10 protein-coding genes are annotated in these 14174 nt (G+C 68.3%); 7 read left to right on the top strand and 3 right to left on the bottom strand.

The genetic code is table 11. The annotated features are described in order from the left end of the window. The first annotated feature begins 10 nt into the window (after window positions 1-10). From NE2_RS15145 to NE2_RS15135, 3 genes are read left to right on the top strand one after another with little or no spacing between them, the layout of a single operon-like run. On the top strand, window positions 11-2503 hold the full coding sequence (locus tag NE2_RS15145; protein WP_233429787.1) for a sensor histidine kinase: 2493 nt from the start codon (window positions 11-13) through the stop codon (window positions 2501-2503). Beyond that, the gene (locus tag NE2_RS15140) at window positions 2496-2885 is read left to right on the top strand and encodes a roadblock/LC7 domain-containing protein (protein WP_030514865.1); all 390 of its coding nucleotides are present in this window, start codon (window positions 2496-2498) and stop codon (window positions 2883-2885) included. Before NE2_RS15145 ends, NE2_RS15140 begins: the two co-directional genes overlap by 8 nt. Window positions 2886-2891: 6 nt before the next feature. After that, window positions 2892-3257 (top strand): DUF742 domain-containing protein, encoded by a 366-nt coding sequence (locus tag NE2_RS15135; protein ID WP_030514866.1) that lies wholly within the window; start codon window positions 2892-2894, stop codon window positions 3255-3257. A 23-nt stretch (window positions 3258-3280) separates the two neighbouring features. On the opposite strand, the gene NE2_RS15130 is transcribed toward NE2_RS15135, so the two are convergent. The 3 genes from NE2_RS15130 to NE2_RS15120 all read right to left on the bottom strand — a co-directional run bounded on the left by NE2_RS15130 (window position 3281) and on the right by NE2_RS15120 (window position 7818). Beyond that, complete coding sequence (locus NE2_RS15130) at window positions 3281-5236, bottom strand: GMC family oxidoreductase (RefSeq protein WP_063026633.1); 1956 nt, start codon at window positions 5234-5236, stop codon at window positions 3281-3283. A 177-nt stretch (window positions 5237-5413) separates the two neighbouring features. Next, the gene (locus NE2_RS15125) at window positions 5414-7306 is read right to left on the bottom strand and encodes a PH domain-containing protein (RefSeq protein WP_063909394.1); all 1893 of its coding nucleotides are present in this window, start codon (window positions 7304-7306) and stop codon (window positions 5414-5416) included. Beyond that, a complete protein-coding gene (locus tag NE2_RS15120) occupies window positions 7303-7818 on the bottom strand; it encodes a PH domain-containing protein (protein ID WP_063026631.1) in 516 nt (171 codons plus the stop codon). Before NE2_RS15120 ends, NE2_RS15125 begins: the two co-directional genes overlap by 4 nt. Window positions 7819-8019: 201 nt before the next feature. Between NE2_RS15120 and NE2_RS15115 the strand changes: the two genes are divergently transcribed. The 4 genes from NE2_RS15115 (at window position 8020) to pruA (ending at window position 14164) form a co-directional block, all read left to right on the top strand. Continuing rightward, window positions 8020-10632 carry a bifunctional FO biosynthesis protein CofGH gene (locus NE2_RS15115; protein WP_084494053.1) on the top strand — a complete coding sequence of 871 codons (2613 nt, stop codon included), beginning with the start codon at window positions 8020-8022 and terminating at the stop codon, window positions 10630-10632. A 337-nt stretch (window positions 10633-10969) separates the two neighbouring features. Next, a complete protein-coding gene (fdxA, locus tag NE2_RS36715) occupies window positions 10970-11293 on the top strand; it encodes a ferredoxin (protein WP_030514872.1) in 324 nt (107 codons plus the stop codon). A 14-nt stretch (window positions 11294-11307) separates the two neighbouring features. Continuing rightward, window positions 11308-12414 (top strand): succinyldiaminopimelate transaminase, encoded by a 1107-nt coding sequence (gene dapC / locus NE2_RS15105; RefSeq protein ID WP_063026771.1) that lies wholly within the window; start codon window positions 11308-11310, stop codon window positions 12412-12414. A gap of 112 nt (window positions 12415-12526) precedes the next feature. After that, entirely contained in the window at window positions 12527-14164 is a 1638-nt protein-coding gene (gene pruA / locus NE2_RS15100) for an L-glutamate gamma-semialdehyde dehydrogenase (RefSeq protein ID WP_063026629.1), read from the top strand. The last annotated feature ends 10 nt before the right edge of the window (window positions 14165-14174 follow it).

Below are 14174 nucleotides of genomic sequence, written 5' to 3'. Positions count from 1 at the left end.
TGGATTGCCTGTGAACACAAAGGATTCGCGCTGGCTCGGCCTGATGAGCCGGGGTGTGCGCGGGCGGGTCAGTGTGCGCGTGCGCCTGCTCGCGATCGTGCTGATCTCCAGCGTCACGTTGCTCGCCATCGGCGTGGGCGCGGCGTCGTATCTGGTGCGGTCGGGCCGCGATGCCCGGCAGTGGGCCGAACTCGCCAGCAGTACCGCGGCTCCCGCGGTCGCCATCATGGAGACCTTCGGCGAGGAACGCCGGCTCTCGATGCTGCAACTGGCGGGTGATCCCAGCGCCACAGCACAATTGACGGCGGCGCGGCAGCGCTCGGATGCGGCGTTGGCCGCCCTCACGGCCAAGGGCGACGAGGCGCAGAAGATGAATCCGGACAACTCCGGAGCCGATATCGCCGCCTACGGTCAGTTGCTCGCACAGTTGCCGCTGGTGCGTCGCGGCATCGATTCCGGTCAGGCGCCGGCCGAACAGGTTTTCGGTCTGTTCAGCCGTTTCACCGCGGCGATCATCGATGCCTCGATGCTGGCTGCCCGGGTCGCACCGGATGCCGGCATCGCCGTTCAACTCGGCTATGCCGTTCAGGTGATGCGGGCCGCGGAGGCGCTGTCCGAAGCCACGACACTGGGTGAATTGTTCCTGGTGACAAACACGTCGACGCCCGCGCAGTGGACCCAGTACACCAACTATCTGGGTGAATTCCGCGGCCAGATCGCCTATTCGCTCTCGGTGCTGAAGGGCCAACGCGCGGATCAGCTCGACGCGATCGTGAACAGCCCGGCGTGGGCTCAGATCAACGAGATGGCCGATGCGATCGCCGCGCGCGGTCCGACGCCGGCCACCGAGGATGCCGACTCGAGTACCCGGGCCGGCGACACCACACGTTCGCGCACGACCCGGCAGACCGCGAAACCGCTGCCGATGACCGTGCAGGCCTGGCAGGACGGTTCGGCGCAGATCGCGTCCGGACTGCTGACACTGTGGCAGGACAAGAGCCGGGACGCGCATGCCGAGGCGCGGGATCAGGGTGACCGCACCGCCATCGGATCGCTGGCCGGCGGCGGTGCGGTGTTGCTGGTGTCGGTTCTGGCCTTCCTCGCCTCGCTGGTGCTGGCGAACCGGTTCATCGGCCGGATGCGCCGATTGCGCCGCGACACACTGGAATTGGCCGATGAACGGCTGCCCGACATCATGCGCCGGGTTTCGGCGGGCGAGACGGTGGATGCCCCGCTGGAGGTGTCGCGGCTGGACTTCGGTTCCGACGAACTCGGCCAGGTCGCGCAGGCGTTCAACCGGGCGCAGGTGGCGGCGGTATCGGCCGCGGTCGCGGAATCGAATACCCGCGCCGGTATCAACACGATCTTCCTGGATATCGCCCATCGCAGCCAGGCGCTGGTGCATCGTCAGCTGGCGCTGCTGGACCAGGCCGAGCGGCGCGAGGAGAATGCCGACCAGCTCGAATTGCTGTTCCAGCTCGACCATTTGGCGACTCGCGCCCGCCGCAACGCCGAGAATCTGATCATCCTCGGTGGTAAGCAGCCCGGCCGGCGCTGGCGCAATCCGGTGCCGCTGATCGAGGTGATTCGCGGCGCGGTCGCGGAAAGCCTCGACTACACCAGAATCCGCATCGGCCGCATTCCACGCACCCGGGTGATGGGCACCGCGGTCGCCGACCTGATCCACCTGCTGGCCGAACTGATGGACAACGCCACCTCGTATTCGCCGCCGCAGGCGCGAGTGGAGGTGCATGCCGCGGTGGTGGGTCGCGGGGTAGCCGTGGAGATCGTCGACCAGGGTCTGGGCATGACCGCCGACGAACTCGACCGGCGCAACGAGATGCTGTCGCATCCGCCGGAGTTCAGCGTGGCCGCACTCTCGAGCGACACCCGGCTCGGACTGTTCGTGGTCGCGAAACTGGCCAACCGCCACGGCATTTCGGTGAAGCTGCGCGAATCGGTGTACGGCGGCGTGCGCGCGGTGGTGCTGATCGGCACGCCGGTGCTGGAAGCCGGCGACGTGAACGGTACGGAGTTCGAGGATCCGGGACCCGCCACCGGGGAGTTCGCCGTGCTCGGACCGGCGACCACCGCTTCCGCCGCCCGTGCCGAAGTGGTTGTCGCCGAGGATGTTCCGGTGACCGAAGTGTCCACGCCACCGGCGACCGATCCGGACCCGGGCACACGACGCTCGGCCTGGTTCACCTCGGCCTCGGAGCACATCGATTCCGCGCCGGCGACCGGGGTGTTCGGTGCGCCCGTGACCACTCCGGGCGTGGTTCGCGCCGGTGAGGGCCGCCCGCCGCTGCCGCGCCGGGTGCGTTCGGCCGATCGCGCCGATACGCCCGCGGCCGGCTCCAATACCGTTCGGCAACGCACCGCCGATCAAGCTCGCAACCTGATCAGCGCCGTCGAGCAGGGCACTCGGCAGGGCCGCCGACCCGCTGCCGAAACCGGCTCCACGGCATCACAATTCGACACAGACGAGGGTGAAGATGGCTAATCCCAACCGAAGTGACGTCGGCTGGCTGCTCGATGATCTGGTGAAGGGTCTCACCGGTGTGCGCTACGCGGTCCTGCTGTCCACCGACGGACTGCTGCTGGGTAATTCCTCGGAGCTCGAGAACTCCGATGCCGAGCGGTTCTGCGCGATGGCTTCCGCGCTGCACAGCCTGGCCCGCAGCGCCGGACACCATTTCGACGCCGGCGGTGTCTGCCAGACCATGGTGGAACTCGACCGGGCGGTGCTGTTCATCACCGCCGCGGGGGACAACGCCTGCCTGGGCCTGCTGGCCGCGGACAACGCCGATCTGGGCATGGTCGCGTATGCGATGAACCAGACCGTGCAGCGGGTCGGTTCACATCTCGCCGTCGACCGACGATGAGTCACCGTGAACGACGGTGACGCCTGGTTCGACGACGAGGCCGGACCGCTGGTCCGGTTGTACGCGGTCACGCAGGGGCGTGGCCGCAGCAACCGGCCGGAGCTGGATATGCTGACCCTGGTGGTCGATATCGGCCGGGGCGCGGCGCTGCGCCGCCACGAACCCGAGTACGCCGCCATCGTGGAATTGTGCCGCACGCCGCAGTCGGTCGCGGAAGTCGCTGCGCGGCTGGAACTTCCGCTGACGATGACGAAGGTGCTCATCGGCGACCTCATCGACGACGGCCGCCTCGAATACCGCCAGCCTCGTCAGGACGAGGCATCCGACGTCGGCCTGCTGCAGGCGCTGCTGGACGGTATTCGCGGGCTCTGACACGGCGGAGTGCCGCCCACGGCTCAGCGCAACCGCGCCGCGAGGCGTTTCGCGTTCATATGGGCGATCGCCTCGATCGAGACCATCGGATTCACCCCGGACGCGGTGGGGAAGCAGGACGCGTCGGCGACGACGACGTTCGGTACGTCCCAGGTGGCGCCGTCGGGGTCGGCCGCCGACATGTCCGGCGAGCCGCCCATCCGCGCCGAACCCATGATGTGCAGCGCGCCCATCGCGCACTGCCCGGGTTCGTAGCCGGCGGCGGCGCACGCGGCGGCGAATTCGGCGTGCGACCCGGTGCGTCCGGGCTCGTAGGCGGGGCCGGCCTGCTGGCCGGAATAGATGCGGCGTGCCCCGGCGGCCTCGAGAATCTGTGCGGCGCCGGTGATTCCGGTGTGCAGATGGCCGCGATCGTGGTCGGAGAGCCGATAGGAGACCACCGGTTCGCCGTTCTTGTCGACGCCGACACTGCCGTGGTCGCGGTCGCGGGTGATCACTCCGAGGGCCACCGACTTGTTCAGCTCCAGCAGATTCGTCCGGTAGGCCGCCGCGCCGCGCCAGTTCATGAAACCGACGCCCATGCCGGGATGGATGGGACCGGTCTCGTAGATGACGCCGTAGCCGTTGCCGTCCAGATCGCGGTGCTGACGGCTGATCCGGGCCTGCATACCGCCCTCCCACGGCCGGATCGGCTCGTCGAAGACGCCGAAGACCGCCGCGGCGGGATGCAGTCGCAGATAGTTACCGATGTTCTTGTTGCCCAGACCCGATCGCTTCAGCAGCGCCGGGGTCTGCACCGCACCGGCGGCCACGACCACGGCGCGGGCCCGCACCTCGATCGGGGTGCCGTTCGAACTCACGGCCGAGACTCCCTCGGCGCGACCGTTGTTCACGAGGATGCGCCGCACGTTCGCGTCGACCACGAACCGGGCGCCGTGCTCGGCGGCATCGGCGAGCCAGGTTTTGGTGACCGACTGCTTGGCGCCGACGCGGCAGCCGTAGGGGCAGCGACCGCATTCGACCCCGGCGTCGCACGCGTCGCCGACATTGCGGGGCAGGGTGTCGATATGCCAGCCCAGAGCGGTGGCGCCGCGTTCCAGCACGCTGTCGCGCGCCGAGAGCGGAGAGTGGCGGTCGTTGACGCCGAGACGGCCGGTCACCGCGTCGAGGGCGGCGGTGAATTCGTCCTGCGCGAACTGCGGCACACCGAGTCCGGCCCATTCGGCGCGCACCTCGTCGGGCGTGCGCAGCGAGGTGCTCCAGTTGACCACCGTGCCGCCGCCCAGGCAGGTGCCCGCGACCAGGGTGATCTGGCCTTCGCTGGTGGCGGGCGGGCCGGGGGCGTACAGATTGAGCAGGGCATCGAGCTCGCCGGTGCCGAAATCCCGGTCGTCGTAATAGTTTCCGCGTTCCAGCACGATGACGTCGAGACCCGCCTCGGCCAGTACGGCGGCGGCGGTGCCGCCGCCGGCCCCCGAACCGACGATGACGACATCGCAGGTCAGTGTGGTCGCTGCGGTCGGACGCAGCACGGACAGGGCGGGTGCCGGCGCCGAGACGAGCGTGCCGGGCGGGCCCGGGTAGTCGATGGCCTTCCACAGCGGGTGGCTACCCGTAGGGCCCGGCGTGACGTTGTAGGACAGCAGAGCGGCTTGCTTGAGCGCCTGAAACAGCGTGCGCTTCAGCGCAATTCGGGAATCGCCGAGACGGAGGAGGGTGCGCTCGCGTTCGTCGGGGGTCAGCGCCGAGAAGCGCCGGCCCCGGTTGCCGAGCAGTACCCCCGCCAATCGGGAATCCCACAGATCGAGCAGGGTGGCGAGCTGTTTCGCCTCGGAGGGGCGCGGGTTGCGGCTCAGGATGTCGAAAACCGTAGCCACGGAACCTAATTCGGTCGCCGACGGCAAACTCAGCCCGTCGCCCGGTGTGAACGTATCGCAGATCAGGCCCAGGGCTGCGCGCTGCTTCGCTGTCGGATCCATAAAAGCTCACCTTTCACAACACTGGGGTGAGTTGTATCACGATGAGTGAATCCGCGCTTACTTATCTGTCACATACATGCGGATATGGCACATTTTCGGGGTTCGACGCCGAGTTTTCTCGGGAGAACTGCCGGTTACATGCAGTTCGGTGATCGGCGCCGCGGCCGAGCGTCGGCGTCAGGTTGCGCGCAGTTTCGCGACGGCGTCGTCCGATGCGGAGTCCGGTGTCGGAACGGGCGTCGTCTCGTGTTCCGCACGCACGCCCAGTTGCCCGGGCGTCACCTGGTCGATCAGCGCCCACGCCCGTTCGATGGGCAGATCCACGATGCTGTACTTCTTCTTCCCGGCCGCGCTGGCCGCGATCACGGTCGCCAGTCTCGCCCGCCGCTGGAAAAAGGTCTGCCGCACGGTCCACCCGATCACACCCGGCGCCTCCAGGCAGTCACGGTCGCGATCCAGCGATCCGCGCCGGGTGATCAGCCAGACCGGACGCGCGCCGTCCGACGGGATCACCGCATGCCCCAGTCCGCGATATCGATCGTGTGCCAGCGCCGCAGCAAAGAGCGCGACGATCGCCGGAACGACCCATGCCCACGGTGGAACATGCAGTCCGGCAGAGACTATCGCGGCGAAAGTGGCGAGAAGGATCCACACCGGAATGAAGGCGCGCGTGTAGCGCCGCCGTCGCGCGCGCGGGCCGTGCTGTTCGAGTGCTACCGATGCGGGAGCAGCGGCGGTTGCCAGGTCGTCCCAGAGTTGTTGTGGCGCAGCGTGTTCGCTCGCGGCGGTTTCGCGACGAGAACGGCTGGTGAGAAGCTGGGCCAGGGTGCGGTCGACGGCGGCGCGCGGGGCCTGGGGGAGCAGCTTCTGACGCGGGCTGGTGCCGGTCATGATGGCTTCGAGTTCGGCACCGCCGGCCAAGCGGAGGAGCAGGGGTTCCTTGACGGTCGCACCGCGCAGTCGCGAGAGATCGAGCGTGGTCTGGCGGGTGGTGAACAGGCCGCCGCGGATATGCAACGCCGTGCCGTCGTCGAGCACGCGCAGACCGAAATACGTGGTGAGATATCGGATGCACGCCGCAATGGCCGCGATCACCAGCAGCACCACGACCGCACCCGTCACGGCGAGGGCGATGAAAACCGCACTGTGCTCGGTCAAGTCCTGCACGGCTTGCGAATGCACCAGCACATCGGCGACCCCGACCTTCGCGGCCAAGCCGATCACCGGCCCGACGATAGCCAGGCCGGTCAGCGACAGCGGTGCGTACCGAACCCAGCGCGGCCGCCAATGCCCGATCTCGATCGCGTCGTCCGCGAGCGCGCCGGATTCGCCGCCGTTCAAGGCTCGCTGCAGTGCGGCCCGTCCGGCACTGATCCCGTTGTGGACCTGGTCGGTTCTCCTCGAATGGTCTGGAGGTGCGGTGGCGTCCGCTGACCTACTGCCGGTCGCGTCGGAGCGAGGCGTTCGGGTGGCTTCGGTCGTCCTTTCGGCATTCCGCTCGAGATACTCGGGCTCGGTTCCCTGGTTACCGGCGAGGGCGGCCGTGCGACCGAAAGGCCCGGAATCCCCTCCGAAAGCGCCGGCTGCGCCGGCGGTATCCGGCTGCGTATTCTCCGCCGGCCGCAACAGCAATGCCCGCAGTTCGGGAACCTGCCGCGCATCCACCCCGTCGAGGTGAAACCGCTTCTCCCGATCGGCGTGCTGCCCGGTGCCGATGACGAGCACCACCAATCCGAGCAGCCGATGCATCAGGTCCGCGTGCACGTCCACCGACCGAATCCGGGTCCGCGGCACGGTCAGGGTCCGTCGCTGCAGCAAGCCCCGGCGCAGCTGCACGGTATCGGCGCCGATCCGGTAACTGGTTGTGAACCACCGCGTCAACGCGAACGCCACGATCACCACCGCGACCGCCACCGGACTCCACGCCGGCCCGCCACTCTGGGTCCCCACGATTACCGCACCCAGCAGCACGGGAATGTATTTGAACAATTCCCGCACCGGATGCACGAGCAGCATCCGCATATCCAGCCGGCGCCAGTCGGCGGTTGCCCCCACCCGCGGATCACTCACGTCGCATCCTCCCGATGAATCGACGCGATATCGGTCAGCCGGTTCACCGTGCGGTCGGCGACCTCCAGATCCAGCGCCGCGATCCGCACCGCGCCCGCCGAGGACGCCGTGGTCACCGTCACCGTCGCCAACCCGAACATCCGCTCCAACGGTCCCCGATGCGTATCCACCGTCTGCACCCGCGTAATCGGCGCAACCCGGCTCTCCTGGTTGAACCACCCCGTCCGCGTGTAGACCGCGGTGTCGGTCACCTCCCACCGATGCACCGCGTACCGCCACACCGGCACGACCCCGACGCCGAACCCCGCAGCGACCACCGTCGCCGCCACCAGAGCGAGCGCCCACCCCCGATGCGAGCCGTCCAGCACCACCCACACCAGCTCACCGACCAGCGCGAACGCCCAGAAGATCGCCGGCCCGGCCGCCCACAACAGCGGTGCCCGCCGACTGGGCCGCCACGCCGGAGCGGCCGATATCGTGCGCGCGGGCGAGACTTCCGGCGACCGGGTCATACCAGCCATCGTGACATGGAACGCGGCCCTCGGGACGGCCCCGGGAGAGGGCGAAAGTGCCGCGACGCCTCCACCAGCGCGGCGAGTGGCGGATTATTCCCGCCGCGAAACTGATCGACGGATGCAGGAATAACCCCCGCCTGCCCCCGGGTTGTCTCACGTCACAGGGCACCGAAGGGAGAACACTCGGATGGTTGGCGCATGATCGACGGCGTGAACGAACAACCGCACACTGGGCTACCGACTCCTGGTGTACCGCCCGTTCCGCCGAGTTCTTCGGCCATGCGCAGAGCCTTGCGGCGTGCGCGCGACGGGGCGACGCTCAATCTCGACGAGGCCGTGGTGCTCCTGCACGCGCGCGGTGCGGATCTCGAGGATCTGGCCGCGTCCGCGGCGCGGGTGCGGGATGCGGGGTTGCGGGAGACGTATTCCCGGGACACCCTGCCCATCACCTATTCCCGCAAGGTGTTCATTCCGCTCACCCGCCTGTGTCGCGACAAATGTCATTACTGCACGTTCGTGACGGTGCCCGGCAAGCTGCGCGCCGAGGGCCACGGCATGTACCTGGAACCCGACGAGGTGCTCGAGATCGCCCGTAAGGGCGCCGAATTGGGTTGTAAGGAAGCGCTTTTCACGCTGGGTGATCGCCCGGAGGACCGCTGGCCGGAGGCGCGGCAGTGGCTGGACGAGCGCGGCTACGATTCCACGCTCGACTACGTGCGCGCCATGTCGATCCGGGTGCTCGAGGAAACCGGCCTGCTGCCGCATCTGAATCCCGGGGTGATGAGCTGGGCGGAGATGTCACGGCTCAAGCCGGTCGCCCCGTCGATGGGCATGATGCTGGAGACCACCTCCGAGCGCCTGTTCACCGAGCGCGGTCAGGCGCATTACGGCAGCCCGGACAAGGATCCGCAGGTCCGGCTGCGTGCCCTCACCGATGCTGGACGGTTGAGCATCCCGTTCACCACCGGCATCCTCGTCGGCATCGGGGAGACCTACGCCGAGCGCGTCGACTCGATTCTGGCGATCCGCAAGTCGCACAAGGCTTTCGGGCATGTGCAGGAGGTGATCGTGCAGAACTTCCTGGCCAAGTCCGATACCGCCATGCGCGACACCCCCGATGCGGATCTCGCGGAGTTCCGCGCCACCATCGCGGTGACCCGGTTGCTGCTGGGGCCCAAGATGCGGATTCAGGCCCCGCCGAATCTGGTGTCGCTCGACGAGTGCCGGGCCCTGATCGATGCCGGTATCGACGATTGGGGTGGGGTGTCGCCACTGACCCCGGACCATGTGAATCCGGAGCGGCCGTGGCCGAACCTCGAGGTGCTCGCCGAGGTGACCGCACAGGCCGGCTATGTGCTGACCGAGCGGCTCACGGCCCATCCGAAATATGTGCTCGCCGGCAATCCCTGGATCGACCCGCGCGTGCTGGGACATGTTGGCGCACTGGCCGATTCGCGCACCGGCCTGGCCCGCGACGTGAATCCGTCCGGTCGCCCGTGGCAGGAACCCGACCAGTCCTGGGAGTCGCTGGGCCGGGTCGATCTCAACACCGCCATCGACACCGAGGGCCGCAATACCGAGTCGCGCAGCGATTCCGGGCTCGACAGCGACGGCCTCGGCGCCTTCGGCGACTGGGAAACTGTTCGGGAACAGGTACTTTCGCTCAGCGCGCCGGTGAAGCTCGACACCGACGTGCTGAGCGCCCTGCGCGCCGCGGAGCAGGATCCGGCCGGGCTCACCGACGACCAGTACCTGGCGCTGGCCACCGCCGACGGCCCGGAACTCGACGCCATCGCCGCGCTGGCCGATCAGCTGCGCCGCGACACCGTCGGCGACGATGTGACCTACGTGGTGAACCGCAATATCAACTTCACCAACATCTGCTACACCGGCTGCCGGTTCTGCGCGTTCGCGCAGCGCAAGGGCGATGCCGACGCCTTCACCCTCTCCGCCGACGAGGTCGCCGAACGCGCCTGGGAAGCGTATGTGGAAGGCGCGACCGAAGTGTGCATGCAGGGTGGCATCGACCCCGACCTGCCGGTCACCGGATACGCCGATCTGGTGCGGGCGGTCAAGAAGCGGGTGCCGTCGATGCATGTGCACGCGTTCAGCCCGATGGAGATCGTCAACGGCGCCTCGCGCGGCGGGCAGAGCGTGCACGATTGGCTCTCGGCGCTGAAAGAGGCCGGGCTGGACACGATTCCGGGCACCGCGGCGGAGATTCTCGACGACGAGGTGCGCTGGGTGCTCACCAAGGGCAAGCTGCCCACCTCGGCGTGGATCGACGTCATCACCACTGCCCACAAACTCGGCATTCCGTCGAGTTCGACGATGATGTACGGCCACGTCGACAATCCGAAGCACTGGGTCGGCCACCTGCGAGTGCTGCGCGGCATCCAGGACGAGACCGGTGGGTTCACCGAATTCGTGCTGCTGCCGTTCGTACACCAGAGCGCGCCGCTGTATCTGGCGGGCGCGTCGCGGCCGGGGCCGACGATCCGGGACAACCGCGCCGCGCACGCGCTGGCCCGCATCATGCTGCACGGGCGCATCGCCAATATCCAGACCAGCTGGGTGAAGCTGGGCATCACCGGCACCCAGGTGATGCTCAACGGCGGCGCCAACGATCTGGGCGGTACGTTGATGGAGGAGACCATTTCCCGGATGGCCGGGTCGGAGCACGGCTCGGCGAAGTCGGTGGCCGAACTGGTCGAGATCGGCGCCGGGATCGGTCGCCCGGTGCGGGAGCGCACCACCACCTACGGGATACCGAAACACCAGGTGTCGGCCCTGCCGCTGACCGTCGGCTGATTCGTCGGCGCCGCCTCCGGACCCGCGCCGCGGAACTTCGGAGGCGGGCGTCGCGCACATCGGCGGCTCCGGCGATTCGGACACCCGCCGGACCGGCGAATCGGACACCCGCCGGACCGGCGAATCGGACACCCGCCGGACCGGCGAATCGGACACCCGCCGGACCGGCGAATCGGACACTGCCGGACCGGGTCGGCGAACAGCGCCGGAGACGGTGTGTCGCATCCCGTCGGGATCGACAAGTTAGGCAAGGCTGACCAGTTGTAATGTGAGTCCCCGGGATACTGTTGCGCGGGCGGAAGTGTCCCGCAGGCAAGGACAGACTAGGAGAACGGCAGTGCCGTACATCATCGCTGAACCGTGCGTTGACGTGAAGGACAAGGCGTGCATCGAGGAATGCCCCGTGGACTGCATCTACGAGGGCAATCGCATGCTGTACATCCAACCCGACGAGTGCGTGGACTGTGGTGCATGTGAGCCGGTGTGCCCGGTGGAAGCGATCTTCTACGAGGACGACACCCCGGACCAGTGGAGCGGGTACATCAACGCGAACGTCGACTTCTTCGACGACCTCGGCTCGCCCGGCGGCGCCACCAAGGTCGGCAAGACCGACTACGACGTGCCGTTCATCGCCGCGCTGCCGCCGATGGCGAACGAGTAGGTAGCGTTTCGGTGATCCGCGATCGCGTGCGGGTCAGCAGTCTGCTGCCCGATTTTCCCTGGGACACCATCGCCGGGGCCAAGGCTCGCGCCGCGGCGCATCCCGACGGCATCGTCGACCTGTCGGTGGGCACACCGGTCGACCCGGTCGACCCGCTGATCCGCGCCGCGCTCGACTCGGCCGCCGGCGTCCCCGGTTATCCCGCCACCTACGGCACTCCCGAACTGCGGGAGGCCGCGGTGGCGGCGGTCGCGCGCCGCTTCGGCATGTCCGGCATCGGCTCCGACGCCGTGCTGCCGGTGATCGGCACCAAGGAACTGATCGCCGGATTGCCGCGACTGCTGGGCCTCGGCCCGGCCGATCTGGTGGTGATTCCGGAGGTGGCGTATCCGACCTACGAGGTGGGTGCGCTGCTGTCGGGTTCGCGAATCCTGCGGGCGGACGGCATGACTCGGCTCGGCCCCGAATCGCCGGCGCTGATCTACCTGAACTCGCCGTCCAACCCCACCGGCCGGGTGCTCGGCATCGACCATCTGCGCAAGGTGGTGTCCTTCGCCCGCGAACGCGGCGCGATCGTCGCCTCCGACGAGTGCTATCTGGGCCTGACCTGGGATTCCGAGGCGGTATCCATCCTCGACCCGCGCGTCAGCGACGGCGACCACACCGGTCTGCTCGCCATCCACTCGCTGTCGAAGACGTCGAATCTGGCCAGCTATCGGGCCGGTTTCGTCACCGGCGACGTCGAGTTGATCCGGGAGCTGCTGGAGGTGCGCAAACATTCCGGCATGATGGTCCCGTACCCGATCCAGGCCGCGATGACCGCCGCATTGGCCGACGACCGGCACGAGGCGCAGCAGCGCGAACGCTACCGCGCCCGTCGCGAGGTGCTGCGAAAGGCGTTGGAGGAGGCGGGTTTCCGCATCGACCACTCCGAGGCCGGCCTGTACCTGTGGTCCACGCGCGGCGAGAACTGCCGCACCACGCTGGACTGGCTCGCCGAGCGCGGCATCCTCGCCGCACCCGGTGACTTCTACGGCCCCACCGGCACCGAGCACGTGCGCATCGCCCTGACCGCGACCGACGAGCGCATCGCGGCCGCGGCGGTCCGGCTGTCCGCCTGAGACGGCGGCCGGGCCGCGCCTCGGTTTCCTCAGCAATCAACCGGCGACGCGACGCGCGTCGTACTCGTCGGTTTACCGCGGCATCGCCCCGATGCGGGACTAGCCTGGCGTTATGGACGCTGTCACGGTTGTCCCGACTCCGGCGAACGAGCCGGTTCACTCGTATGCGCCGGGGAGCCGGGAACGAGAACTACTGATCGGCAAACTTGCCGAAATCTCCGGGCGAACGGTCGATGTGCCGCTCGTGATCGGTGGCAAGCATCGGCCGGGGACCGGGCCCCGCTCCGAGATCGTGATGCCGCATCGGCACGAGCACGCGCTGGGCACCTACGCCGATGTGACTCAGGAGGAAGGCCGCGCCGCGATCGAGGCGGCGACGGCCGCCGCGCCGAAGTGGCGCGCGCTGCCGTTCACCGAGCGCGCCGCGGTGCTGCTGCGGGCCGCCGACCTGCTGGCGGGGCCGTGGCGGGAGACGGTGGCCGCCGCGACCATGCTGGGGCAGTCGAAATCGGCGTATCAGGCCGAGATCGACGCACCCTGCGAGCTGGTGGACTTCTGGCGGTTCAACGTCGCCTTCGCCAGCCACATCCTGGCGCAGCAGCCGGAATCGTCTGCGGGCGTGTGGAATCGGATGGATTATCGCCCGCTCGAGGGATTCGTCTACGCGATCACCCCGTTCAACTTCAGCGCGATCGCCGGGAATCTGCCGACCGCGCCCGCGCTGATGGGCAATACCGTGGTGTGGAAGCCCTCGCCCACGCAGACGCTGGCGGCGTACTACACGATGCGCGTGCTCGAGGAGGCCGGGCTGCCGCCGGGGGTGATCAATCTGGTCACCGGTGACGGCATCGAGCTGTCCGAGGCCGCGCTGACCGATCCGCGGTTGGCCGGCATCCACTTCACCGGCTCGACCCGCACCTTCCGGCACCTGTGGCAGCGGGTGAGCGCGAATATCGGCCACTACCACGGATATCCGCGGCTGGTGGGGGAGACCGGCGGGAAGGATTTCGTTCTGGCGCACCGCTCGGCCGATCCGGACGCCTTGCGTACCGCGCTGATTCGCGGCGCCTACGAATATCAGGGACAGAAATGTTCGGCCGCCTCCCGCGTCTACATTCCGCGCTCGCTGTGGCGGGAGATGGGCGACGATTTCCTCACCGAGGTCGACGAACTGAGCTACGGCGACGTGGCCGATCTGACCAATTTCGGTGGGGCCGTGATCGATCGGCGCGCCTACGACAAGAACGTCGCCGCGATCGAGCGGGCCCGCGCGGCCGGTCTGGGCATACCGGCGGGCGGCACCTACGACGACAGCGAGGGCTTCTTCGTCGAGCCCACCGTGCTCCTGGCCGATACCCCGCGCGACGAGGCGTTCACCACCGAATACTTCGGCCCGATCCTGGCGGTGTACGTGTACGACGACGATCACCCCGAAGCCTTCGATTCGATACTGGCGGAAGTGGATTCGGCGGCGCCCTATGCGCTCACCGGCGCCGTCTTCGCCCGCGATCGGTCCGCGATCGACCGGGCCGCCACCGCGCTGCGCTTCACCGCGGGCAATTTCTACATCAACGACAAGCCGACCGGCGCGGTGGTCGGCCAGCAGCCTTTCGGCGGTGCGCGCGCGTCCGGCACCGACGACAAGGCCGGGTCGTATCTGAACCTGCTGCGCTGGGTCGCGCCCCGCACACTGAAGGAAACCTTCGTGCCACCGACCGATTACCGCTATCCGCATATGGAGTCGGAATGAACGGCTTATC

The organism is Nocardia elegans NBRC 108235 (assembly GCF_001612845.1).
GTDB lineage: Bacteria > Actinomycetota > Actinomycetes > Mycobacteriales > Mycobacteriaceae > Nocardia > Nocardia nova.
This window is presented reverse-complemented; position numbering and strand designations above follow the sequence as displayed.